Annotated in this window: 16 protein-coding genes and 1 tRNA gene; 6 read left to right on the top strand and 11 right to left on the bottom strand. The window is 72.1% G+C overall.

Going from position 1 to position 23,330, the window contains the following annotated elements; genetic code table 11:
* Window positions 1–28: 28 nt before the first annotated feature.
* Window positions 29–847, top strand: a complete 819-nt coding sequence (locus ACH4D3_RS03870) for an SAM-dependent methyltransferase (RefSeq protein ID WP_398315997.1) — start codon at window positions 29–31, stop codon at window positions 845–847.
* A 42-nt stretch (window positions 848–889) separates the two neighbouring features.
* On the opposite strand, the gene ACH4D3_RS03865 is transcribed toward ACH4D3_RS03870, so the two are convergent.
* From ACH4D3_RS03865 to ACH4D3_RS03845, 5 genes are all read right to left on the bottom strand, one after another.
* Window positions 890–2,779 carry a discoidin domain-containing protein gene (locus tag ACH4D3_RS03865; protein WP_398315995.1) on the bottom strand — a complete coding sequence of 630 codons (1,890 nt, stop codon included), beginning with the start codon at window positions 2,777–2,779 and terminating at the stop codon, window positions 890–892.
* A gap of 134 nt (window positions 2,780–2,913) precedes the next feature.
* On the bottom strand, window positions 2,914–4,272 hold the full coding sequence (locus ACH4D3_RS03860) for a GH1 family beta-glucosidase (RefSeq protein WP_398315993.1): 1,359 nt from the start codon (window positions 4,270–4,272) through the stop codon (window positions 2,914–2,916).
* Between the two features lie 47 nt (window positions 4,273–4,319).
* On the bottom strand, window positions 4,320–5,159 hold the full coding sequence (locus ACH4D3_RS03855) for a carbohydrate ABC transporter permease (protein ID WP_398316631.1): 840 nt from the start codon (window positions 5,157–5,159) through the stop codon (window positions 4,320–4,322).
* 7 nt (window positions 5,160–5,166) lie between these two features.
* Window positions 5,167–6,204, bottom strand: a complete 1,038-nt coding sequence (locus ACH4D3_RS03850) for a carbohydrate ABC transporter permease (RefSeq protein ID WP_385354475.1) — start codon at window positions 6,202–6,204, stop codon at window positions 5,167–5,169.
* A 55-nt stretch (window positions 6,205–6,259) separates the two neighbouring features.
* Window positions 6,260–7,576 carry an ABC transporter substrate-binding protein gene (locus ACH4D3_RS03845; RefSeq protein ID WP_398315990.1) on the bottom strand — a complete coding sequence of 439 codons (1,317 nt, stop codon included), beginning with the start codon at window positions 7,574–7,576 and terminating at the stop codon, window positions 6,260–6,262.
* Between the two features lie 176 nt (window positions 7,577–7,752).
* Here ACH4D3_RS03845 and ACH4D3_RS03840 point away from each other — a divergent pair, with 176 nt between their 5' ends.
* A complete protein-coding gene (locus tag ACH4D3_RS03840; RefSeq protein ID WP_398315988.1) occupies window positions 7,753–9,096 on the top strand; it encodes an ROK family protein in 1,344 nt (447 codons plus the stop codon).
* Window positions 9,097–9,267: 171 nt separating this feature from the next.
* Complete coding sequence (locus ACH4D3_RS03835; RefSeq protein ID WP_398315986.1) at window positions 9,268–9,921, top strand: TetR/AcrR family transcriptional regulator; 654 nt, start codon at window positions 9,268–9,270, stop codon at window positions 9,919–9,921.
* Window positions 9,922–9,936: 15 nt separating this feature from the next.
* Here the strand turns inward: ACH4D3_RS03835 and ACH4D3_RS03830 are convergent, their stop codons facing one another.
* The 4 genes from ACH4D3_RS03830 to ACH4D3_RS03815 form a co-directional block, all read right to left on the bottom strand.
* Entirely contained in the window at window positions 9,937–10,977 is a 1,041-nt protein-coding gene (locus ACH4D3_RS03830; RefSeq protein WP_398315984.1) for a LacI family DNA-binding transcriptional regulator, read from the bottom strand.
* A 160-nt stretch (window positions 10,978–11,137) separates the two neighbouring features.
* Window positions 11,138–13,651, bottom strand: a complete 2,514-nt coding sequence (locus tag ACH4D3_RS03825) for a glycoside hydrolase family 3 C-terminal domain-containing protein (protein WP_398315982.1) — start codon at window positions 13,649–13,651, stop codon at window positions 11,138–11,140.
* A gap of 32 nt (window positions 13,652–13,683) precedes the next feature.
* Window positions 13,684–15,453 (bottom strand): discoidin domain-containing protein, encoded by a 1,770-nt coding sequence (locus tag ACH4D3_RS03820; protein WP_398315980.1) that lies wholly within the window; start codon window positions 15,451–15,453, stop codon window positions 13,684–13,686.
* Window positions 15,454–15,544: 91 nt separating this feature from the next.
* A complete protein-coding gene (locus ACH4D3_RS03815; RefSeq protein ID WP_398315978.1) occupies window positions 15,545–16,636 on the bottom strand; it encodes a DUF1996 domain-containing protein in 1,092 nt (363 codons plus the stop codon).
* A 265-nt stretch (window positions 16,637–16,901) separates the two neighbouring features.
* Between ACH4D3_RS03815 and ACH4D3_RS03810 the strand changes: the two genes are divergently transcribed.
* Together ACH4D3_RS03810 and ACH4D3_RS03805 are read left to right on the top strand one after the other, a co-directional pair.
* Window positions 16,902–18,710: a coagulation factor 5/8 type domain-containing protein gene (locus ACH4D3_RS03810; protein ID WP_398315976.1), complete on the top strand. Its 1,809-nt coding sequence runs from the start codon at window positions 16,902–16,904 to the stop codon at window positions 18,708–18,710.
* A 109-nt stretch (window positions 18,711–18,819) separates the two neighbouring features.
* Window positions 18,820–19,200, top strand: coding sequence for a hypothetical protein (locus tag ACH4D3_RS03805; protein WP_398315974.1), 381 nt, complete (start codon window positions 18,820–18,822; stop codon window positions 19,198–19,200).
* A gap of 113 nt (window positions 19,201–19,313) precedes the next feature.
* Here the strand turns inward: ACH4D3_RS03805 and fusA are convergent, their stop codons facing one another.
* Window positions 19,314–21,380: an elongation factor G gene (gene fusA, locus ACH4D3_RS03800; protein WP_398315972.1), complete on the bottom strand. Its 2,067-nt coding sequence runs from the start codon at window positions 21,378–21,380 to the stop codon at window positions 19,314–19,316.
* Window positions 21,381–21,747: 367 nt separating this feature from the next.
* Window positions 21,748–21,832: transfer RNA gene (locus ACH4D3_RS03795), tRNA-Leu, on the bottom strand.
* Window positions 21,833–21,983: 151 nt separating this feature from the next.
* Between ACH4D3_RS03795 and ACH4D3_RS03790 the strand changes: the two genes are divergently transcribed.
* Window positions 21,984–23,315 (top strand): DUF2254 domain-containing protein, encoded by a 1,332-nt coding sequence (locus ACH4D3_RS03790; protein ID WP_398315970.1) that lies wholly within the window; start codon window positions 21,984–21,986, stop codon window positions 23,313–23,315.
* Window positions 23,316–23,330: the final 15 nt, after the last annotated feature.

Here is a 23,330-nt window from a genome sequence, read left to right as displayed (position 1 = left end):
CCACGAGTTGAGGACGGAGTCAGGCCGCATGACCTCCCTGAGCAGTGGCGAGAGCGCCGCCCACCCCGACCGGATCGACACGAGCAGGCCCCATCCGGCGCGGATGTACGACTACTTCCTCGGCGGGAAGGACAACTACGAGGTCGACCAGCGGGCCGCGGAGCAGTTCATGAAGGCGGCGCCCGAGGTGCGTGAGGGAGTCCTCGCCAACCGGCACTTCATGCACCGGGCGGTGCGGCACGTGGTGGCCGAGGGCGGCGTCCGCCAGATACTCGACGTGGGCACGGGCCTGCCCACCGAACCCAACGTGCACCAGATCGCGCGGTCCCTCGCGCCCGGTACCCGGGTCGCGTACGTCGACAACGACCCCATCGTCGCCACCCACTCGCGGGCCCTGGCGGACGATCCGGACACCGCCGTCGTCCTGGCCGACCTGCGCGATCCCCGCACGATCCTCGACCATCCCGAGGTGCGCGCGGTCATCGACTTCGACCGGCCGGTGGCGCTGCTGCTGGTCGCCGTCGTGCACTTCGTGGCCGACGCGCAGGACCCGGCGGGCATCGTCGCGACGCTGCGCGACGCGCTGCCCGCCGGTTCCTACCTCGTTCTGTCGCACGCGACGGGCGACGTCCACGAGGACCGGCGCGAGGACGCGGCGGCCGTCTACAACAAGGCCACCGCGTCCCTCAACCTGCGTTCGCACGCCGCGGTCCTCGACCTGTTCGGTGACTTCTCGATGGTCGAGCCGGGGCTGGTCCGGGTCACCGACTGGCGCCCCGAGGAGGCGCGGCGCCCCGACGCCCCGCCGATCGGCATCTACGGCGGAGTGGCACGGAAGGACGCCTGACGCACGGCGACGGCCCGGCCCCGCCCCGCCCGGTGGGGCCGGCTACCCCTTCTGCTCCACCCGCACCCAGTCCACCTCGGCCTGCACTCCCCCGGCCGCGATCCGGTCCACGCTGGACTGCGGCAGCCCCCAGTACGGACTGGTCACCTGGTTCCAGCCCGCCGGGTAGGCGCCGCCGAGCGCGAGGTTCAGGATGACGTACTGGTCGTGGTCGAAGACCCAGGCGCCGCGCGTCGACTCCAGCTTGTTGCGGGTCGTCTCCTGGACCACCCGGTCGTCGACGGAGAACTTCATGCCCGTCGGCGTCCACTCCACCGCGTAGGTGTGCCACTGGTCGGCCCGGCCGCCGCCCGGGTACACCTGGCGTGCGCCGATGTTGCCGTCGGCCGAGTAGCCGGGGCCGTGCAGGGCGCTGCTGGTCCAGTCGCCGTAGCCGATGTTCTCCATGATGTCGGTCTCGCCGGAGGCCGGCCAGGACACGGAGGGGTCGTCGACGTTGCTGCCGAGCAGCCAGAAGGCGGGCCAGAAGCCGTCGCCGACGGGGAGTTTCATGCGGGCGCTGACCCGGCCGTAGGTGAAGTCGAACTTGGTGTTGGTGTCGATGCGGCCGGACGTGAAGTCGTAGGTGCCGCCGCCTGCCTTGGTGCAGCCCTTGCAGTGCTCGGCACGCAGGACCAGGGCGCCGTTCTCCAGGCGGATGTTGTCGGCCGAGTCGACGTAGGCCTGCGACTCGCCGTTGACGGAGCCCATCTCCGTGCCGGTGCGGACGACGCGCCACTTGCCGCGGTCCAGCGCCGCCGCGGTGAAGTCGTCGAAGAACGTGGTCCGGTAGGTGCCGGACTGCTCGCCGGGCAGCGCCGGGTAGGCGGCGGCCGCGCTGCCTCCGGTGCCCCAGACCTCGAACTCGTAGAGGGAGTAGCCGAACTGGGCGGTGGCGGGTGCCGGGTTGTAGAAGGAGCGGCGTTCCTTGCCGAGCATGCGGACGTAGCGGCCGGTGGCGGGCTGGGGCAGGCGCACGGTGTCGTGGCGGCCGGTGGCCTCGCCCGGGGACCTGACGTCGGCGCGGCGGGCGGCGACCTCGTCGGCGGAGGGGCGGTACACGGTGCGCCAGGTGCGGTTGTCGTCGGAGACCTGGAGTTCGTAGTCGACGGCGTAGGCCGCCTCCCAGTACAGCTCGACCGTGTCGACGGTGGAGGTGGCGCCGAGGTCGACGGAGACCCAGCGGTCGGCGTTCCAGTCGCTGGACCAGCGGGTGGCGTCGGCCTTGAGGTCGGCGGGGCGGCCGCCGTCGGTGACGAACGCCGGTGAGTTGCCCGCGTGCTGGTAGACGTTGGAGTACGCGGGGTGGTTCAGGGCGAGGTTGGTGCGGGTGGTGGACGCGGGAGCCGGTTCGCCGCCGTAGACCTTGAAGGAGTAGAGGGAGTAGCCGTAGGGGGTGGCGCGTTCGATGCCGCGCATGCGGACGTAGCGGGCCCGCACCTCCTGCGGGTAGGTGTGCGCGGTGACCGAGCCTCCGGTGCCTGCGGTCTCGGTGTAGAAGGGCGTCCAGTCGGTGCCGTTCGTGGACGCCTCCAGTACGTATCTCTTGCCGTAGGCCGCCTCCCAGTCCAGGGTCACCCGGTCGACGCGGATCGTGGTGCCCAGGTCGACGCGGAGCCAGGCGCCGTCGGTGAAGTCGCTGGACCAGCGGGTGCCGCCGTCGCCGTCGAAGGCGAGGCCGGGCGCGGTGCCTCCGTTCTCACTGGCCGAGGCGGTGACCGCGGCCGGGTCGGCGGCGTACGCGGTGGCCGCCCGGTCGGTGTCCCAGGCCGCGGCCGCGGCGGCCGACGGTTCGGCGACGGCCGGGGTCGCGGCGGTGAGGGACGGGACCGCGGCCAGCAGGGCGAGCGCGGTCAGGGCGGTCAGAAGGGTGCGGGGGGTACGGGACGGCATGCGGTTCTTCTCCTTGGGACGACTGGACAACGCCATGGGTGACGGCATGGGGTATGTCATGCACCTGACAGAAGAGTTCGTGCGCGTGGACCGTGGTGGGCGCGGACTCCCGCATCCGCACCCACCACGGGGTCTCAGGCGGCCTTGCGCTCCCTCCCGCGCGCCCGGCCGACGATGTCCGCGTAGTGGTGTCCGCTGCCCTTGATCGTGCGGACCTGGGTCGCGTAGTCGACGTGGACCAGGCCGAAGCGCTTGTCGTAGCCGTACGCCCACTCGAAGTTGTCCAGCAGCGACCAGGCGAAGTAGCCGGCCAGCGGGGCTCCCCTGCGGGCGGCGGAGGCGCAGGCCGCGAGGTGGGCGGTCAGGTACTCCTGGCGCTCCGGGTCGTCGATCGTGCCGTCGGGACGGATCACGTCGGGGAAGGCGGAGCCGTTCTCGGTGACGTACAGCTTGCGCGGCCCGTACTCCTCGGTCAGGCGCAGCAGCAGGTCCTCGATGCCGCCGGCGTCGATCTCCCAGTCCATGCCGGTGCGCGGGACGCCGGTGCGGCGGACGGTGCGCACCTGCGGGGCGGGCCCGGTGGGGTCGGCGGCGACGGTCTGGGGGAAGTAGTAGTTCAGGCCCAGCCAGTCCAGTTCGGCGCCGATGAGCCGCATGTCGCCGGGCTGCTCGGGGAGTTCGACGCCGTAGACCTCGCGCATGTCCTCCGGGAAGCCGCGGCCGTGGATCGGGTCGAGCCACCAGCGGTTGGTGTGGCCGTCCATGCGGCGCGCGGCGGCCAGGTCCTCTTCGCGGTCGGTGGCGGCGTGGATGGTGGAGAGGTTGTTGACGATGCCCACCTGCGCGTCCGGGGCCGCCGCGCGGATGGCCTCCATCGCCAGGCCGTGGCCGAGGAGCAGGTGGTAGGAGGCGCGGACGGCCGCCGTCAGATCGGTCCAGCCGGGGGCCATCTTGCCCTCCAGGTGACCGATCCAGGCCGAGCACAGCGGCTCGTTGAGGGTGGCCCAGTGGCCGACTCGGTCCCCGAGGCGTTCGGCGACGACGGCGGCGTACGCGGCGAAGTGTTCGGCGGTCGCCCGCTCCGGCCAGCCGCCCCGGTCCTGGAGCACCTGGGGCAGGTCCCAGTGGTAGAGGGTGACGGACGGGGTGATGCCGGCCGCCAGCAGGTCGTCGACGAGCCGGTCGTAGAAGGCCAGGCCCTTCGCGTTGACCGGGCCGTCGCCGCCCGGCAGGACGCGCGGCCAGGCGATGGAGAGGCGGTAGGCGTTGGTGCCCAGCCGCCGCATCAGCTCGATGTCCTCGTGGGTGCGGTGGTAGTGGTCGCAGGCGACGTCGCCGTGGTCGTTGTTGTCGATCTTCCCGGGGGTGTGCGAGAAGGTGTCCCAGATCGACGGCGAACGTCCGTCCTCCGCCACGGCTCCCTCGATCTGGTACGCCGATGTGGCCGTGCCCCACAGGAAGTCGTCCGGGAGTGCGGCGAAGTCGATGGTCACGAAGGTCCTTTCGGTTTGGGGAAGGGTGCGGCGCGCGGGGACGGTGGTCACTTCACCGCTCCGGCCGTCAGGCCCGCCACGAGATAGCGCTGGAGGAGCAGGAAGCCCGCGACCACGGGGACGCTCACGACCAGCGAGGCGGCCATGATCTGGTTCCAGTAGACGTCGTTCTGCGTGGAGTAGCCCTGGAGTCCCACCGCGAGGGTGCGGGTGGCGTCGTTGGTCATCACCGAGGCGAACAGGACCTCGCCCCAGGCGGTCATGAAGGCGTAGACGGCGACGGCGACGATGCCGGGGACCGCGGCGGGCACCACGACCTTGAACAGGGCGCGCAGCGGCCCGCAGCCGTCCACGAGGGCCGCCTCGTCCAGGTCGCGGGGGACCGAGTCGAAGTACCCGATCAGCATCCAGATGGAGAAGGGCAGGGAGAAGGTCAGATAGGTGAGGATGAGGCCGCCGCGGGAGCCGAACAGGGCGATGCCGGTGGCGTTGCCGATGTTGACGTAGATCAGGAACAGGGGCAGCAGGAAGAGGATGCCCGGGAACATCTGCGTGGACAGGACGGTCACCGAGAAGACCCGCTTGCCGCGGAACTCGTAGCGGCTGACGGCGTAGGCGGCGAAGACCGCGATCACGACCGAGCAGACGGTCGCCGCGCCCGCCACGATCAGCGAGTTCACGAAGTACTTCGCCAGCGGGACGGTCGACCAGATGTCGATGTAGGGGCGGACGGTGAGGTTGCTCGGCAGCCAGTGGAACTGGCTGGAGACGTCCTCCAGCGGCTTCAGCGAACTGGACACCATGACGTACACCGGCAGCAGGACGAAGCCGGTCAGCAGGGTGAGGAAGACGCGTCGGGTCCAGGTGAAGGAACGCGGCGCCGCCATCGGGGACCTAGACATCGGCCGTCTTCCTTTCCTCGTGCTTCCGCGGCGCCCGTGGGGTCCTGGTGGCCCTGGAGGTCACGAACAGGTACACGCCCGTCACCAGCAGCAGAAAGAGCAGCAGCAGGACCGACATCGCGGAGCCCGCGCCGAAGTTCCAGGTGACGAACGACGACTGGTAGATGTGGATGGAGATCAGGTCGGCGGCTTCCGGCGCCGCCTTGCCGAACAGGACGAACGGCGTGTTGAAGTCGTTGAAGGTCCACAGGAACAGCACCAGGACCAGGACCTGGTTGACCGGACGCAGCGACGGCAGGGTGATGCGGCGGATCTGCTGCCAGACGCCGGCGCCGTCCAGGGCGGCGGCCTCGTACAGCTCCTTGGGGATGTTCTGCAGTCCGGCCATGACGATGAGGAAGGCGAACGGCCAGCCCTTCCACACCGACACGACGAGCAGCGCGACGAAGCTGTTGTCGCCGATCAGCCAGAAGGAGGGCTTGTCGGTGAGGCCGAGCTGGTCGTGCAGGACGTGGTTCACCAGGCCGTTGTCGTGCTGGAACATGAACGCCCAGGTGATGACGGCCGCGTAGACCGGCAGGGCGTACGGCACCAGGAAGATCGCGCGGAGCAGGCCCCGGCCGCGGAAGGCGTCCTGCATGCAGATCGCGGCGGCGGTGCCGATCAGCCAGCACAGGCCGACGGAGAGGATCGTGAAGGCGCAGGTGACGAGGAAGGAGTGGAGCAGCGCCTCGCCGACGGGGGCGTCGAAGTCCACCGACATGGTGAAGTTGTCGAGCCCGGTCCACGGGGCGGTGGTCCAGTCGCGGATGTAGAACTGGGTGAGTTCCTTGAAGCTCATCACGATGCCGATGACCATCGGCACCAGGTGGACGAGGAGTTCGAGGAGCAGGGCCGGCAGGAGCAGCAGGTAGGGCAGGCCGATGCGGCGGATCCGCCCGGGGCGGCGGCGGGGTCCGCGCGCCGTCCCGGGGGAGCTCTTGCCGACCGTCCGCTCGCCGGGCTGCGCCGAGGCGGTCGTGGTGGTCATCGCTGGGTCCGTGTCCGTGTCGGAGTCGGTGGGGCTGGGACGAAGGTCGGGGCGCTCACTTGTTGGGCATCTGCTGCTGTGCCTTGGCGAGCTTCTCCTTGACGGACTCGGTGGTCACCTCGCGCCCGTTCGCGGCGTCGGCGAAGAGTTCCTTGACGGCGGTGCCGACCGCGGTCTCGAACTGCGACTCGTCGGGCACCTGGGGCAGGGCCGCGGCACTGGTGGCGAGGGTCTCGCGGAGCACGGCGGTGGCCTGGGTGTTGAAGGCCGGGTCGGACTGGGCGGCCTTGACCGGCGGGATGGAGCCGTAGGCCTTGTTGAGGAGCTTCTGCTCGGCGTCGCCGGTCATGAACTTCACGAACTTGGTGGCGCCGTCGATGTTGTCGCTGTTCTTGAAGACGGCCATGTTGATGCCCGCGACCATGGAGTTGGTGGCCTTGTCGGCGCCGGGGGCCCCGGACGGGACGGGTGCGGGGGCGACGCCCCACTCGTCGTCCTTCATGCCCATGGTCTTGAAGGTGGCGGAGGCGGTCTGCCACAGCACCATCGCGGTCTTGCCCTTGGCGAAGTCGCTGAGGGACTGGTTCTGGGCGTACTCGGCGTTGCCGGGCGCGACGACCTTGTCCACGGCCATCAGGTCGACGTACTGCTTGACGGCGGCGACGGCGCCGTCGGAGGTGAAGTCGGGCTTGCCGTCGGCGGTGAAGAAGTCGGCGCCGTGCTGCTTGGCGAGGACGAAGACCTGGTGGATGTTGTTGGACAGGTTGGAGCCCTCGGCGCCCAGGCCCCACTTGCCGTCCTTGGAGATCTTCTTGCCGGTCGCCACCAGCTCGTCCCAGGTGGCCGGGGGCTTGGTGATGCCGGCGTCGGCGAACATCTGCTTGTTGTAGTAGAGCGCGTAGGCCATCGAGTACAGCGGGACCGCGGCCGGGTCCTGGCCCTCGACGCCGGTGGAGCCGAGCGCGGATTCGACGAAGCGGTCCCTGCCGCCGATCTTGTCGAAGTTCTTGGCGTCCCAGGGCAGTAGTGCGCCGGTGGCCTGGAGGGAGGCGCTCCAGGTGTTGCCGATGTTCAGGACGTCGGGGCCCTGTCCCGAGGTGGTGGCGGTGAGGATCCGGTTCAGCAGGTCGGACCAGGGCACCACCTCCAGTTTCACCTTGATGCCGGTCTCCTTCTCGAACTTGTCGAGTTCGGGCTGGAGGACCTTCTTGTCGACCTCGACACTGGCGCCCTGGTTGGAGGCCCAGTAGGTGAGTTCCTTCGGCGAGTCGTTGGATCCGCCGCCCGAGGAGGAGCCCCCTCCGCAGGCCGTGGCGGCGAGTGCGAGAGACATGGTGACGGCGCCTACGGCCGCGGCTCGGATGCTGCGCATGGCTCCTGGGTTCCTTCCGGGAGTCGGTCGGGAAGTCCCGACGGCGGCTTCGGCTGTTTCCCTTCCGAAGCCCCTCATGGCTTAATTTAGGACGTGAGTTAAACCCCGAGAGAAAGACTCGTCAAGGTCTCGCGCACGTTCGAGGGGCCTGCGGGGGCGGAAAGGGAAGGGGCCGGATGGCCAGGCACGGCGGGCGCACGGTCCGTGACCTGCGGCGGGAGAGTCGCAGCACCGTTCTGCAACGGTTGTATTTCGACGGGCCGATGAGCCGGCTCGCACTGGGCTCGGCGGCCGGCCTGAGTTCGGGTTCCGTCAGCACCGTGGTCGCCGAGCTGATGGCCGACGGACTGGTGGAGGAGGCGGGCACCCTCGGCGCGGACGGCGGACGGCCGCGCACCCTGGTCCGCGTCGCGGCGGACCGGGGGCGGCTCGTCGGGGTCGACGTCGGCGAGACCCGGGTACGCGTGGAGCTGTTCGACCTGTCGATGTCCGAACTCGCCCGCACGGAGCGCGTGCTGCCCGGCCACGGGTCGCGCTCCTACGACGTCGGTGTCGTCGCCGGGCACATCCTCGACGGGGTCGCGGAAGTGCTGAGTGCCGATGGCTCCGACCGCGCCGACGGCTCCGACGGCCGGGCGCAGGGCCGCGGGGAGCTGCTGGGGGTCGGCATCGGTGTCCCCGGCATCGTCGAGCACGCCGCCGACGGCACCCTGGTGCACGGCCAGACCGTCGGCTGGGACGCGGTCCCGCTGGAGGCGCTGTTGCGCGACCCGGGCCGGCTGCCCGCGCACGTACCGCTGTTCATCGAGAACGGCGCCAGGACGCTGGGGCAGGCGGAGATGTGGTTCGGCGGCGGACGCGGCGCGCGCAACGCCGTGGTCGTGCTCTTCGGCTCCGGGGTCGGCGCGTGCGTCGTCACCGACGAGGTCGAGCAGGGACGCGCGGTGGAGTGGGGACACCTGACGGTACGGGTGCGCGGGCGCCGCTGCCGGTGCGGCGCCCAGGGCTGTCTGGAGGCGTACGCCGGGGCGGAGGCGCTGCTCGCGCGGTGGCGGGAGGCGGGCGGACAGCCGCCGTCCGGCGTCGACGAGGAGGCCGCGCTGACCGCCATGCTGTCCGCGGCCAGGCCGGCGGACGGGGGCGAACCTGACCCGGTGGCGTCGCGGGTGCTGGCGGAGACCGCCGAGTACCTGGGCGCGGGGCTGGCCGACCTGGTCAACCTCTTCCAGCCCGAGCGGATCCTGGTAGGCGGCTGGGCCGGACTGCAACTGGGCCCGGCCTTCCTGGAGTCCGTACGGGCCCACACGCTCGCCCACGCCCTGCGGCACCCCGCCGGACGGGTGGGCATCGCGCTGGGCCGCCTCGGACCCGACGCAGTGACGGTGGGCGCCGCGATCCTGCCCCTGGCGGCGTTCTTCGCCCGCGGCGGTCGGCGTCCGCCGGTCGACTCCCCCGCGCCGGCCCCGGCGTGGCGGGCGGCCCTCGGCGGGCGGCTGGCGGGGCAGCGCGGCGGGGCATGAGGGCATGCGCGCGGCGCGTGCAACGGCAGGCGCGTGGACTAGGCTGAGCCGACCGGCAGGGCCGGGCGGGAGCGACCCATGGCGTCCGGCGGCGACCGATAACGTCCGACGGCGACCCATGGCGACCGATGGCGACCGATGGCGACCGATGGCGACAGGGAGAACGACGAGATGGCAGGCCGAAGGCGCTGGTCGACCGAGCAGATCCTGGACGCGGCGGCGGAGCTGCTGCTCGCGGGTGACGCCGAGACGTTCAGCGTGCGCAAGCTCGCCGCGGCACTGGGAACCGACTCCTCCAGCCTCTACCGGCACTTCCGCAACAAGACCGAACTGCTGCGCGCGGTTGCCGACCGGATCCTGCTGTCCGCCATGGACGGTTACCGGCCCGAGGGTGACTGGAAGCAGCGCCTCACCGCCGTGGCCCTGCGGCTGCGGGAGGCCTTCGGGCAGCAGCCGCAGCTCGCCGCGGTCTGGGGGCGCCACGGGTCGGGCGGCACTGGTTCCCGGCTGATGATGGAAGAGGTATTGCAGGCCCTGCGCGCCTCGGGCCTGCCGGACGACGAGATCCCGGGGCGCTACCACCGGCTCGTGATCCTGATCTCCTCGCTGATCACCGCCGAGGGCGGATTCGGCGCCGTCGGCGCCCAGGAGCACGAGCAGGGCATGGAGCAGTTCCGGGTCGCGGTGCTGGGCGCCGATCCCGAGCGCTTCCCCGCGCTGGCCCACTTCGCCCGCGAGATCCGCCCGCTGGGCGCGGACCGCGGCGCCGCCTTCGAGGAGATCCTCGCCGCCCACCTCGCCCACGTCGAGGCCGCGATCCCCTGACCCGGACCGCCCTGGCTATGCCGACTCCCGTACCACCAGCTCCGGGTCGAAGATCACCGACGTAGGCTCGCCGCGCGCGCCCTTGATGTGGTCGTCGAGGAGACGTGCCATCGTGGCCGCCATCTCCTCCACCGGCTGCCGTACGGTGGTCAGCCGGGGCCGGCAGGTGACGGCCACGCTGGAGTCGTCGAAGCCGACGACCGCGACGTCCTGCGGCACCCGGCGCCCGTGGTCCCGCAGCACCTGGACGGCGCCCTGGGCCATCAGGTCGTTGGCGGTGAACACGCCGTCGGTGTCGGGGTGTTCGGCGAGCAGTGCCGTCATCGCGGCCATGCCGCTGTCCACCGTGAAGCCGCCCTCGGCCACCGGCACGTACGGGTGCCCGTGCCGGGCCAGGGTGTCGCGGAAGCCGGCCAGCCGCTCCTGGCTGGCCGCGACCGCCAGCGGGCCCGCGACGGTGGCTATCCGGCGGCACCCCCGCTCCAGCAGGTGCTCCGCGGCGAGCCGGCCGCCGTCGCGGTGGGCCAGGTCGACGTAGCTGAGCGGCACGGGGCGGCCCGGACGCGCGAACAGCACCGCCGGCAGTCCGGCTCCGGCGAGCAGCGCGGGCAGCGGGTCGTCGGGGTGCGTGGACACCACCAGCGCACCGTCCGCGCCACCCTGCCTGAGGTAGGCCACGACCTCCTGCCGGGCCTCGGGCGTCTCGGCGAACATCAGCACCGGATGCATCCTGCGCGGCCGCAGATGCCCGACCACGCCGCCGACGACGCGGCCGAAGAAGGGGTCGGCGAAGACCCGCGTGGCGAACGCGTTCTGCTCCGTGTCCGTGGCGTCGCCCGCGCCCGAGACGACCAGCGCGACGGTGGTCGTGCGCCGGGTGACCAGCTGTCTGGCTGCCTGGTTGGGGGCGTACCCGGTCCGTTCGATGGCGCGGCGGACCAGGTCCTGGATGGCCGGGTCCACGTTGCGGACGCCGTTGACCACCCGCGAGACGGTGGCCCGGGAGACGCCGGCCTCCCGGGCCACGTCCTCCAGGGTCGGGGCCTGTCTGCTCATGCCCGCACCCTAACCGGCGGGGTCCGGCGCACGGTAGAGCGCTCTCCGCGCACCCGACGCGCTCTGCCCGACGCGCTCTGCCCTGCGCACTCTGCCCGACGCGCTCTGCCCGCCGTGCTCCGGCCGCCTCGCTCCGGCCGCCTCGCTCCGACCGCAGCCCTCACGCGGAGGCCGGAGGCACCGCCTCCACCACCTCCACCTCCGCGGCCAGCGGCACGTCCCCCGCCGACCGCCCGGCCAGCACCCGGCAGGGCCCCGCCTCCGTACGCCAGGCGTGCTCCGCGACCGACCAGTGGCGCAGGGCCCGCGCCGGGACGCGTACCGTCGCCGTCACCGTCTCCCCCGGGCGCGCCCGCACCGCCGCGTACCCGGCGAGCCACCGCGCGGGACGGTCGAGGACCGACGCGGGCCGGGCCAGGTACACCTGGACGACCTCCCGGCCGGCTCGCGCACCGGTGTTGCGCACCCGCACGCGCACGGTGAGGGCATCGCCCGCCCGGGTCACCGGCGGGGCGGTCAGCTCCTCGTACCGCCACGTGGTGTAGCCGAGCCCGTGTCCGAACCAGTAGGCGGGCGTGCGGTGGTGGCGCAGCCAGCCCCGGTGACCGAGGTGCAGGCCCTCGTCGTAGTCGAGGCGGCCGCCGTCGGGGCGGGTGCGGGTGACCGGGGCGTCGGCGAGGGCGGCCGGCCAGGTGGTGGGCAGCCGGCCGCCCGGCTCGGCGTGTCCGAAGAGCACGTCGGCCAGTCCACGCCCGCCCTCCTGTCCGGGAAACCAGGCCAGCAGCACCGCGCCCGCCTGTTCCCGCCAGGGCAGTTCCACCGGGCCGCCGCTGTTGACGACGGCGACGGTGCGCGGGTTGGCGGCCGCGACGGCGCGGACCAGCGCGTCCTGGGTGGCGCCGAGCGCCAGGCCCGTACGGTCGTAGCCCTCCGACTCCCCGTGCTCGGTGGTGCCGACGACCACGACCGCGGCGTCCGCCGCACCCGCCGCGCGGGCGGCCTCGGCGAGCGAAGCGGTCACGTCCGGGGCGGGCGGGGCCGCGACGAGGACGGTCGCCCGGCCGGTGCCGGGTGCCAGCTCGCGCCGGGCCACCAGCAGGGTGTCCCGGCCGGTGGTGAGGTCGGCGGTGGCGTACTGGGCGGGCGGGTTGACGTGCACCACCGCCGGATCGTCGGTGGACGGCGGGAAGTCCCCCTCCAGCAGGGTGCGTCCGTCCATCGTCAGGCTCATCCGGCCGAACCCGGCCACGCCCAGGGACCAGGAGCCGCCGGTGCGGGGACACAGCCGGGCGCGGATCTCGACGGTGTGCGCGCCCGGCACCAGGCGGGGCTCCAGCAGGCGTCCGCCGCGGCGCCGTTCGGCGTACAGCTCGCGGCCGTCCGCGTCGAGCATCCGCAGCAGGACGCCAGGGAGCCCCGAGCGCGGGTCGGTGCAGGTGTCCGGGTCCAGTGGAGGTGCGGGGCCGTCCGGCCGGGGGCCCGGGACGTGCACGACGCGGGCCCGGCCGCGCAGTTCGGCCCGGATGCCGTCGAGGACGGACACCTCGTCCTGCGGGAACACGCCCGCGCTGCCGCCGCCCTGGGTACGGGTCCGCACGGCGTGCGCACCGATCACGGCGACCGTCCCGAGGCGCTCGGGGTCGAGTGGCAGGACGTCCCTGTTGGCCAGCAGTACGGCACCGGCTGCGACGGCCCGACGGGCCAGCGCCCTACCGTCACCGGCACGCTCCGGGGCCGACGAGTCGGTCGGCCGGTGCGGGACCGGCGAGTCGGCAGGCCTGCCCGGGGCCGGTGACCGTGACGCGTCGCGCCCGCCCAGCGCGCCCAGCCACGCCGCGAGTCGCAGCAGGCGCCGCGCCTTGTCGTCGACGGCCGGCTCGGGCACCGCGCCCTCGGCCACCGCGCGGGCCAGCGCCTCGCCCCAGGGGCCGTCGGGTCCCGGCATGGCGAGGTCGAGGCCGGCGCGGGCGGTGTCGGCGGTGGCACGCACCGCGCCCCAGTCGGAGACGACGACGCCGTCGAATCCCCACTCGCTCTTCAGCGGGTCGGTGAGCAGGGCGTTCGCGGTCATCGTGGTGCCGTTGACCGCGTTGTACCCCGCCATGACGAGCCGGACCCCGGCGGCCACCGCCGCCTCGAAGGGGGCGAGGTAGACCTCTCGCAGCGCCCGTTCGCCCATCCGCACGTCGACGGTGAGGCGGTCGGTCTCGGAGTCGTTGGCCACGTAGTGCTTGGCGGTGGCGGCCACGCCGTGCGCCTGGATCCCGCGGACCAGCGCGACGCCGATCCGGCCGGTCAGCTCGGGGTCCTCGGAGAGGCACTCGAAGTGCCGGCCGCCCAGCGGGCTGCGGTGCAGGTTGAGGGTCGGGGCGAGGAGGACGTCCACGCCCTTGCGCCGGGCCTCGGCGGCGAGCAGGCCGCCGAGGCCTTCGACCAGCGCCTCGTCCCAGGTGGCGGCGAGCGCCGAGGCGGAGGGCAGCAGGATGGAGGTGCTCCGCTCGTCCCAGGCCTCGCCCCGTACGCCCGCCGGACCGTCCGACATCACCAACTCCCGGAGACCCACCGCCGGTTCCGCCTTCGTGCGCCAGGTCGTGGCGCCGTTCAGCAGCAGCGCGCGGGCGCGCGGTGTCAGTTTGCCGAGCAGCCGGTCGATCTCTTCGTCACTCGTCCCCACCCGGGTCTCCCCCCTTCCCCTCGTCCCCGGCGTCAGGCGTAGACGCCGAACTCGTACAGCGAGTAGCCGTAACCCGTGCCGCGTGCGGTGCCGTTGACCCGTACGTAGCGGCCGGTGCCGGACACGTCGAGGGTGTCGACGCCGCCGTTGCCGTCGGTCACCGTGGACACGGTCCGCCAGTTCTGTCCGTCGTCCGAGGTCTGGACGGTGTAGGCCTTGGCGTAGGAGGCCTCCCAGTACAGCTGGACGTGCCGGAAGTCGGTGCGGGTGCCGAGGTCCACCTGGACCCACTGCGGGTCGCTCCAGTCGCTGGCCCACCGGGTGTCCGGGTTCCCGTCCACGGCGTTGGCGGCGGTGCAGGGGCAGTCGCCGTAGCTGGGCTGGAAGGAGGACGCGGTGGCCGGTTTGCCCAGGGCGACGTTCGTACCGTCCACGGCGGGCGGCACGACCCGCGCCGAGAGGGTCTCGACGCCGACGTTGCCCTTGCCGTCGGTGGCCTTGACGTACAGCTTCCAGACGCCGGGCCGGTCGGGGGCGGTGACCTTGAGGCGTCCGCCGCCGAGGTCGGTGACGGGGAGGGTGGTCAACTGCTTGCTCTGGTCGATGTAGTTGCTGTTGGCCAGCACCTCGTACGCGATCGGGTCGCCGTCCGGGTCACTGGCGCGCACCGTGAGGACCAGGTCCTTGCCGGCCTGCACCTTGCCCGCGTCGCCCTCGACGCCGAAGCCGCTCACCACCGGCGGGGTGTTGTCGCCGGAGGTGTCACCGCCGTAGGCCCGCTTCACGGCGTAGTACGACAGCCGCTTCTGGCCGGCGGGCAGCAGGTTGAACCAGATGCCGCCGAAGTCGTACTCGGTGCCGTAGTGGAACAGGGTCGCGCCCAGGGCGACTCCGCGGTGCCCGGTGACGCAGTTCCAGGCGTCGGTGTAGCCCTGCGCCTTGGCCTGGTCGGTGGGTTCCTCCGGTACGCCGTTGGCGTCGTCCGGCACCTCCCACTCGCCGGCCGGTCCCGACTCGGTGACGATGTACGGCTTGGTGTAGCCGCCCTGTTCCCAGGCGGCCCGGACGTCGCAGACGGCGTCGTAGGAGTTGACGGCGTACAGGTCCAGGTCGGGGGCGTTCTTCTTGTAGTAGGGCCAGGCGCCGACCCAGGCGTCGGTGGAGGTGACCGGGTGGTTCGGGTCGACGGCGTGGATCTTCTTGGTGACGTCGTTGACGAAGGTGGTGTAGGCGTCGCGCTGGCGCTCCAGTTCGTCACCGCTGTAGCAGTTCTGCAGGCCCAGCACCGACTCGTTGCCGACGTTCCACATCAGCACGCCGGGGTGGTCCTTGTACTCCTGGACCCAGCGCGGGAACTCGGCGAGCATCTGGTCCTTGTACGCGGTGTCGGTCAGGTAGTTGACGCACCCACCGCTGCCCGGACCACCGCCGGGCTGGAGCCAGAAGCCCGCGACGACCTTGACGCCGTGGGCGGCGGCGGAGTCGAGGAGCGGACGGCTGCTCGCGTCGGTGCCCCAGGTGCGGATGGTGTTGACGCCCATGGACGCCAGGTCGGGCATGTACCGCTCGGCGTCGGCGGGGGACGGGCCCCAGGTGAGGCCCTTGACGGTGTACGGGCTGCCGTCCACGGTCAGCTGCCAGTTGCCCTGGCTGCCGGTGACCTTCACGACGCTGCCTGCGGCGTGCGCCTGCGCGGCGGGCAGGGCGGTGAGTGCGCCGAGCGTGAGCAGGCCGGCCGTCAGGGGGGCGGTGAGTCTGCGGGCGGGGGTGAGTCTGCTGGTGGGGGTACGGGGTCGGCTCATCGGGATGTGTCTCCGGTCTGCGGGGTATGGGGGGCGGCCCGGCCGTGGCGGGGACAGGGACGGCCGGGCCGGTCTCAGGGCCGAGGGGCGGTCAGGGCAGCTCGTAGTCCTCGTTGAGCGCCGCTCCGGCCTCCGGGTGGTTCTGGTCGTAGCCGCGCGCGTCGCACTGGAGCCCGCCGACGATGCAGTGGCCGACCATGGCGTCCAGGGTCGCCTCGTCCCAGGCGTTGAAGAAGTCGTAGTGGAACGAGTAGCTCGCGCCACTGGCCAGCCGTACCCGGGAGAGGTCGCCGTTGACCGGGAAGGCCATCTTGAACTCGATCATCGGCAGGGCGACCGGGTGGTCGGCCGGGCAGATGTTGTTGTTGGTCCCGGGGTTGACCACCGGATACGCCATGTGGCTCTTGTGGTCCGGTGTGTCCAGGTTCTTGCCGTCCCAGCAACTGGGCGCCTGGAAGCGGATGTTGACCTGGACGTCCTGGCGTTCGGGGCAGTCGGTCGGGAAGTCGACGTTGAAGAAGCTGTCGCCGCACTCCCAGCCCTCGACGAACCCGGGGTGGTCGCGGAACTCCTCAGCGCTCTGCATCGGGCTGGCGACGACGTAGCGCAGGCCCTTCGGGAAGGGCCGCACGCTGGTGTAGTCGGTGACGCCGGCCTTGTAGTAGATGACCTGCGGGCCGACCGGGAGCACCGGGCGGTCGCCGTCGTACATGGTCGGCATCCAGTAGCCCGAGCGGTCGCCGGGCGCCAGGCAGGTGGTGGACCCGGCGTCGAGCGAGGCGGTGGTGCTGTACGCGTTGGTCGTCGTGTTGCCCATGAAGGTGTGGTCGCGGGACTTCCCCGGCTGCTGCGCGTAGACGATCGGGTCGTCGGGCGCCGTGTGGCTGACCCCGCAGTTGGCCTGGAACTCGTGGAAGTAGCGGTGCGGCGGCTCCTTCGTGGACGGGGTGACACCGGTGACCGGCGGATTGGCGGGGATGTAGCCGTCGCCGTCCGGGTCCTCGGGCGAGGCGGCGGTCGAGACCGCCATGGTGTGCCCGGCGTGCGCGGCTCGGGCGGGGGCGGACGCGGCGGTCGCGGCGGGTGTGTCCGCGTTGGCGGCGACCGTGCCGATACCGATCGAGGTCAGCAGTAACGCGCTCGCGACGAGGGTGCCGGACAGAACTTTCGATCTCCGTGGCATGGAGACCTCCTGAGAAGGTCGGGGAAATTCTCGGAGAGCGCTCTCCCACGTCGGAGTGTTGAGGGCACGGGGGAAGGGTGTCAAGGGCTTGGACGGAAGCGGCGCCTGGTGGACCAACGCGCCGCGCCCCCCTACTTGTTGAACGCAGCACACAAGAAACGGTCGCAACTCTTGACGTGTCGTGCGCGCGGATGAAGCATGCACACCCAGAGAGCGCTCCCCCACCCCCACTTCGTTCACTTTCCGAACAAGGAGAGCCGCCCGCATGCCCTCTTCCCCCACGCCCTCCCCCACGCCCCCGTCCGCGCCCGAGCCCTCCGGGGTACGGCGCCGCAGCCTCCTCGCGGCAGCCGCCGCGGCACCCGTGCTGGCCTCACTCGCCGGCGCGGCAACCGCCGCCGCCGACTCCCCCGACGGCCCTCGTGCCCTGCCCGGCGGTGGCGACCTCGGGCCGAACGTCATCGTCTTCGACCCGTCCACGGCGAACATCCAGGGCAGACTGGACGAGATCTTCAAGCAGCAGGAGTCCGCCCAGTTCGGCACGGGGCGCTACGCGCTGCTGTTCAAGCCCGGCACCTACAGCGGACTCAACGCCCAGCTCGGCTTCTACACCTCCATCGCGGGTCTCGGCTTCTCCCCCGACGACACCACCATCAACGGCGACGTCACGGTGGACGCCGGCTGGTTCGACGGCAACGCCACGCAGAACTTCTGGCGTTCGGCGGAGAACCTCGCACTGGTCCCGGTCAGCGGCACCAACCGCTGGGCGGTCTCGCAGGCGGCGCCCTTCCGGCGCATGCACGTGCGCGGCGGCCTCAACCTCGCCCCCGACGGCTACGGCTGGGCCAGCGGCGGCTACATCGCCGACAGCCGGATCGACGGCACGGTCGGCCCGTACTCCCAGCAGCAGTGGTACACCCGGGACAGCTCGGTCGGCGGCTGGCTCAACGCCGTGTGGAACATGGTGTTCTCCGGCGTGGAGGGCGCGCCCGCGCAGAGCTTCCCCGAACCGCCGTACACGACGCTGGAGACGACGCCCGTCTCCCGGGAGAAGCCGTTCCTGTACCTCGACGGCGACGAGTACCGCGTCTTCCTGCCGGAGAAGCGCACCGACGCCCGCGGCGTCTCCTGGGGCAACGGCACCCCGCGCGGCACCTCGCTCCCGCTGTCCCAGTTCTACGTGGCCAAGCCCGACGACTCGGCGGCCACCCTCAACCAGGCACTGGAGGAGGGCCTGCACCTGCTGCTGACGCCGGGGATCTACCACCTCGACCGGACCGTGGACGTGAAGCGGGCGGGCACGGTCGTCCTGGGCCTCGGCTACGCCACGCTCATCCCCGACAACGGCGTCACCGCACTGAAGGTCGCCGACGTGGACGGCGTAAGGCTGGCCGGGTTCCTCGTGGACGCGGGTCCGGTCAACTCCGCGACCCTGGTGGAGGTCGGGCCCGAGGGGGCGTCAGCGGACCACTCGGCCAACCCGACCACCGTGCAGGACGTGTTCGTCCGGATCGGCGGCGCGGGCCCCGGCAAGGCGACCACGAGCCTGGTCGTCAACAGCCGGCACACCATCGTGGACCACACCTGGGTGTGGCGCGCCGACCACGGCGACGGCGTCGGCTGGGAGACCAACCGCGCCGACTACGGCGTGGTGGTCAACGGCGACGACGTACTGATCACCGGCCTGTTCGTGGAGCACTTCAACAAGTACGACGTGCAGTGGAACGGCGAGCGCGGCCGCACGGTCTTCTTCCAGAACGAGAAGGCGTACGACGCCCCGGACCAGGCCGCGATCCAGAACGGCTCGGTCAAGGGCTATGCCGCCTACAAGGTCGGCGACGACGTCACCGAGCACGAGGGCTGGGGTCTGGGCAGCTACTGCTACTACAACGTGAACCCGTCCATCGTGCAGCACCACGGCTTCGCCGCGCCGAACCGTTCCGGGGTGCGCTTCCACGGGCTGCTCGTGGTGTCGCTCGGCGGCAACGGGCAGTACGAGTGCGTCATCAACGACACGGGTTCACCCACGTCGGGAACGGACACCGTGCCGTCGAAGGTGGTGCAGTACCCCTGAGCCGAACGTGACGTCGGCCTTCGGGACCCGGCTGCCCGGCTGCGGTCCTGGAGGCCGACGTCACGTGCCAGGTGATCGATGTCAACGATAGGCTCGGCCCGTGATGCGCATGACAGCAAGCGGGCGGTGGCTCTTCGCCGTGCTCGCCGCGTCCGCGGTGCTCGTCTCGGGGTGCTCGGGGCCGGTCGACCCGGAGAAGCTGCCCGGTGTGTACCGCAATGACGAGGGCGGGCACATCGAACTCTCGGAAGACGGCACGTTCTCGGCCACCCGCGTGACGACGAGCGACGGCTCGGATCCGGCCGACTTCAGCGGCAGCTGGGACTACGAGGATCCGGGTGGTTCCGACGATTTCGTGTACCTGGGCATCGAGGACGGCGGGCTCGGCAGGATCGGCGGCATCCAGCTGTACGTCGACGATCAGGACACGCTGTACTTCCGGTCCGATCCGGACGGGCCGATCACGCAGAAGCTCAGCAGGAAGGGCTGAACGGCCCGCCTCACCCGGATCCCTGTGCGGTGGAGGGTGCGGGTCTGGCGTGCGGGGTGCCCCCTGGGTCGGGCGGGGGCACCCCGCACTTCTACCACGCGCCTACCGCACTCCTACCGCGCGGCTGCCGTCGGCGTCGGCGCCGGCGCGTAACCGGTGGGCCGGGCGGTGAAGGTGCCCCGGCCCTGGGTGCGGCTGCGCAGCCGGGTCGCGTAGCCGAACAGCTCGGCCAGCGGGACCGTGGCCGTGACGACCGCCGCGCCGCCCCGCGTGTCGGAACCGGTGACCCGGCCGCGGCGCGCGGCGAGGTCACCGAGCACGCCGCCGACACCGTCCTCGGGCACGGTGACCGTGACCTCCACGACCGGTTCGAGCAGGATCATCGCCGAGGCGCGCAGGGCGTCGCGGAGACCGAACCGGCCGGCGGTGCGGAAGGCCGTGTCCGAGGAGTCCTTCACGTGCGTCTGACCGTCGGTCAGCGTGACCCGCAGGCCGGTCACCGGGTGGCCGCCCAGCGGACCCTCGGCGAGGGCGTCCCGGCAGCCCGCCTCGACGGCCCGGACGTACTCCTGCGGCACGCGTCCGCCGACGACCGTCGAGCGGAACACGAAGCCGCCGCCCGCACCGTCCTCGTCCGCGTCCTCCTCCCAGGGCTCGACGTCGAGCACGACGTGCGCGAACTGCCCGGCGCCGCCGTCCTGTTTGACGTGCCGGTGGACGAAGCCGGTGACCCCTTCGCCGACCGTCTCGCGGTACGCCACACCGGGGCGGCCGACCGTGACCTCCAGCCCGTGCTCGCGCCGGACGCGCTCCACCGCGACCTCCAGGTGCAGTTCGCCCATGCCCGACAGCACGGTCTGCCCGGTCTCCGGGTCGGTCCGCACGGCCAGCGAGGGGTCCTCCTCGGTGAGCCGGGCGAGCGCGGCGGCCAGCCGGTCTGTTTCGGTGGCACGCCGGGCCTCCACGGCCACGTGCACCACCGGTTCGGCCACGCCCGGGGGTTCCAGGAGCAGTGGCTCGCCCGGTGCGCACAGGGTGGAGCCGGCGCGGGCCGTCTTCAGCCCGACCACGGCCACGATGTCCCCGGCGACCGCGCGCTCCAGCGGGTCGTGCCGGTCGGCCCGTACCCGCAGGATGCGCCCGACGCGCTCGGTGCGGCGCGTGCCCGCGTCCAGCACGGTGTCTCCCTTCCCGATCGTGCCCGAGTACACCCTCAGGTACGTCAGCCGTCCCGTCGGGGTGGCGTTCACCTTGAACGCCAGTGCCGCCATCGGCGCCGCCGGATCGGCGGGCCGCTCCCGCTCCGCGCCGTCGTGCGTGCCGCGTACCGGGGGCACGTCCAGCGGCGAGGGCAGGTACGCCACCACGGCGTCCAGCAGCGGTTCGACGCCGCGGTTGCGGTAGGCGGAGCCGCACAGCACGACCACGCCGTCGCCGGTGCGCGTCAGGTCGCGCAGGGCGCCGGTGAGGGTGGCCGCGGTGAGCGTCTCCCGGTCGCAGAACTCCTCCAGCGCGCCCGGGTGGCGTTCGGCGACCGCCTCCTCCAGCAGCCGACGCCTGCGGGCGGCCTCCTCGCGCAGCGTCTCGGGCACCGGACCCTCCTCGGCCGTGTCCGCGCCGTCGGCCCATACGAGGGCGCGCATGCGCGGCAGGTCGACGACGCCGGTGAAGCCGTCCTCGGTGCCGATGGGCAGCTGCACGACCAGGGGTACGGGGTGCAGCCGCTCGCGGATCGAGGCGACGGCGGAGTCGAGGTCGGCGCCCGCCCGGTCCATCTTGTTGACGAACGCGATCCTGGGCACGCCGTGCCGGTCGGCCTGCCGCCACACGGACTCGCTCTGCGGCTCCACGCCCGCGACCGCGTCGAAGACGGCGACCGCGCCGTCCAGCACGCGCAGGGAGCGTTCGACCTCGTCGGCGAAGTCGACGTGGCCCGGGGTGTCGATGAGGTTGATCCGGTGGCCCGCCCAGGCGCAACTGACGGCCGCGGCGAAGATGGTGATGCCGCGGTCGCGTTCCTGCGGGTCGAAGTCGGTGACGGTGGTGCCGTCGTGGACCTCGCCGCGCTTGTGGGTGGTACCGGTGAGGTAGAGGATCCGCTCGGTGACGGTGGTCTTCCCGGCGTCGACATGGGCGAGGATGCCCAGGTTGCGGACGGTGGTGAGCGGGTTGGTGCGCATGGCCCGAAGCCTTTCGGAGGAACCGGAGAAGGGCAGCGCGATTTCTCCCGACGCACGCGCCGGACGTTCCCGGCAGGGAACGTCGGCTGTCAGATGTGCGTCGCGGGCATCCGGTGCCGGCCGCGCAGCGGGCACCGGACGGCCGAAGACACCAGGATCACCTCGTGCCGGGACGGGGGAACGACGGGTGCGGTGCGGCTGCGCACGGCCCTGCTCCCCTCACTCGGTCTCGGTGTCACGGTGAGTGTAGGGAGGCCGGGATCCGGACCGCATCGTATTTTTCGGCGGTCCACGAAACGAGAGATGCCGGACGGGACATCTCCCGGCCGGCATCTCTGTTTGATCTTCTGCGTCTTCTGTTCTTCGGTGTCCGAGGGGGGACTTGAACCCCCACGCCCGATAAAGGGCACTAGCACCTCAAGCTAGCGCGTCTGCCATTCCGCCACCCGGACCAGGTGTCTGTCGCGGTGCGGGGGTGCTCCCCGCGGCGACATGGACAACCATACCAAGGTTTCGCGGTGCCTTTCACCTGCGTTTCCTTCCCCACTCCTCCCCTGAGCGGCGGTCCGGGACCGGCGGCCGAGCTGCGCCTAGGGTCGCACCATGAGTGACTGGATGGTTACGCAGGGCCCGCTTCCGCGCCGTCGGCCGCGGGCGTTGTCGCCGCTCCGGGAGCATCTGCGGGACACGTTCTGGTTCGCGCCCACCGCGGCGATGGCGGGTGTCTTCGTGGTCTGGCTGGTGGCCCAGGAGCTCGACGCGGCCCTCGTCCGTTCGCTGCAGGACGACGGCGACTACGACACGCTCGCCGAGCTGCTGCGTTTCGCGGACGACGCGAAGACGGTGGTGTCGGCGGTCGGCTCGGCGATGATGACCTTCATCGGTGTGGTGTTCAGCATCTCCCTGGTCGCGGTGCAGATGGCGAGTGGACAGTTCACCCCGCGGGTGGTGCGGCTCTTCGTCCGCAGCCGGATCACCAAGGCGACGTTCGCCGTCTTCCTCGCCACCTTCGTGCTGACGCTGCTCGTGCTGACCAGCTACGACAGCAGTCCCGACCCCCGCGCCGCCACGTCCGTCCCGCTGGTGCAGTCGGTACTCACCCTGGTGATGGTCGCGTTGAGTCTGCTGCTCTTCGTGATGTACGTGAACGCCACCCTGCGCCTGATGCGGGTCAGCCATGTGATCGCCCGCATCGCCGCCGAGTCCTTCCGGGTGGCGGCGCTGATGCCGGGGCCGGCGGACGGCGGCGCGGCGCCCGGGCTCGGGCCCGTGACGGCGTGGATCGCCCACGACGGGCCGGGCGGCGTACTGCGGGACGTGCACATCGCCCGGCTGATGCGGGTGGCCCGGGGGCACGGGGTGGTGCTGCGGCTGGTCCCGCGGATCGGTGACTTCCTGGTGCCGGGCACACCGGTCCTGGCGGTGCACGGCGGGGCGGCTCCGCCGCGCCGTGCGCTGCGCCACGCCCTGTCCGTGGGGGTGGAGCGCACCTTCCACCAGGACCTGGCGTTCGGGTTGCGCCAGCTGTCCGACATCGGGCTGCGTGCCCTGTCGCCCGCGGTCAACGATCCGACGACCGCGGTGCAGGCGCTGGACCGGGTCGTGCAGATCCTGGCCACGCTGTCCCGGCGGCCGCTGGACGCCGCGCTGCACCGGGACCGCCGCGGCGCGCTCCGGCTGGTGCAGCCCGTACCCGGCTGGGCGGAGCTGGTGGACCTGGGGTTCGCCGAGGTCCGGGTCTGCGCCACCGGGTCGCCGCAGGTCACCCGGCGCCTGGTGGCCGGTCTCGACGACCTGCTGCGGCTCGTGCCGCCGGAGCGGCGCGCACCGCTGCTGCGCCACCGTGAGCTGCTGCGGCAGGCCGTCGAGCGGACCGCGCCGACCGCGGCGGACCGGGCCTTCGCCCTGCGGCCGGACCGCCAGGGCATCGGCTGACCGCCCCGAAAGCAC

The sequence above is a fragment of the Streptomyces sp. NPDC018026 genome, from assembly GCF_044327745.1.
Classification (GTDB): Bacteria; Actinomycetota; Actinomycetes; order Streptomycetales; family Streptomycetaceae; genus Streptomyces; species Streptomyces rubrogriseus.
The sequence above is the reverse complement of the archived record's forward strand: the minus strand, read 5'-3'. Positions and strand labels throughout refer to the sequence as shown.

What these genes read in the sequence shown, in the direction of transcription:
- ACH4D3_RS03870 (WP_398315997.1), top strand. Translation starts at nt 29, where the DNA reads ATGACCTCCCTGAGCAGTGGCGAGAGCGCCGCCCACCCCGACCGGATC.
- ACH4D3_RS03865 (WP_398315995.1), bottom strand. Translation starts at nt 2,779, where the DNA reads ATGCCGTCCCGTACCCCCCGCACCCTTCTGACCGCCCTGACCGCGCTC.
- ACH4D3_RS03855 (WP_398316631.1), bottom strand. Translation starts at nt 5,159, where the DNA reads ATGGCGGCGCCGCGTTCCTTCACCTGGACCCGACGCGTCTTCCTCACC.
- ACH4D3_RS03850 (WP_385354475.1), bottom strand. Translation starts at nt 6,204, where the DNA reads ATGACCACCACGACCGCCTCGGCGCAGCCCGGCGAGCGGACGGTCGGC.
- ACH4D3_RS03845 (WP_398315990.1), bottom strand. Translation starts at nt 7,576, where the DNA reads ATGCGCAGCATCCGAGCCGCGGCCGTAGGCGCCGTCACCATGTCTCTC.
- ACH4D3_RS03840 (WP_398315988.1), top strand. Translation starts at nt 7,753, where the DNA reads ATGGCCAGGCACGGCGGGCGCACGGTCCGTGACCTGCGGCGGGAGAGT.
- ACH4D3_RS03835 (WP_398315986.1), top strand. Translation starts at nt 9,268, where the DNA reads ATGGCAGGCCGAAGGCGCTGGTCGACCGAGCAGATCCTGGACGCGGCG.
- ACH4D3_RS03830 (WP_398315984.1), bottom strand. Translation starts at nt 10,977, where the DNA reads ATGAGCAGACAGGCCCCGACCCTGGAGGACGTGGCCCGGGAGGCCGGC.
- ACH4D3_RS03820 (WP_398315980.1), bottom strand. Translation starts at nt 15,453, where the DNA reads ATGAGCCGACCCCGTACCCCCACCAGCAGACTCACCCCCGCCCGCAGA.
- ACH4D3_RS03815 (WP_398315978.1), bottom strand. Translation starts at nt 16,636, where the DNA reads ATGCCACGGAGATCGAAAGTTCTGTCCGGCACCCTCGTCGCGAGCGCG.
- ACH4D3_RS03810 (WP_398315976.1), top strand. Translation starts at nt 16,902, where the DNA reads ATGCCCTCTTCCCCCACGCCCTCCCCCACGCCCCCGTCCGCGCCCGAG.
- ACH4D3_RS03805 (WP_398315974.1), top strand. Translation starts at nt 18,820, where the DNA reads ATGACAGCAAGCGGGCGGTGGCTCTTCGCCGTGCTCGCCGCGTCCGCG.
- fusA (WP_398315972.1), bottom strand. Translation starts at nt 21,380, where the DNA reads ATGCGCACCAACCCGCTCACCACCGTCCGCAACCTGGGCATCCTCGCC.
- ACH4D3_RS03790 (WP_398315970.1), top strand. Translation starts at nt 21,984, where the DNA reads ATGAGTGACTGGATGGTTACGCAGGGCCCGCTTCCGCGCCGTCGGCCG.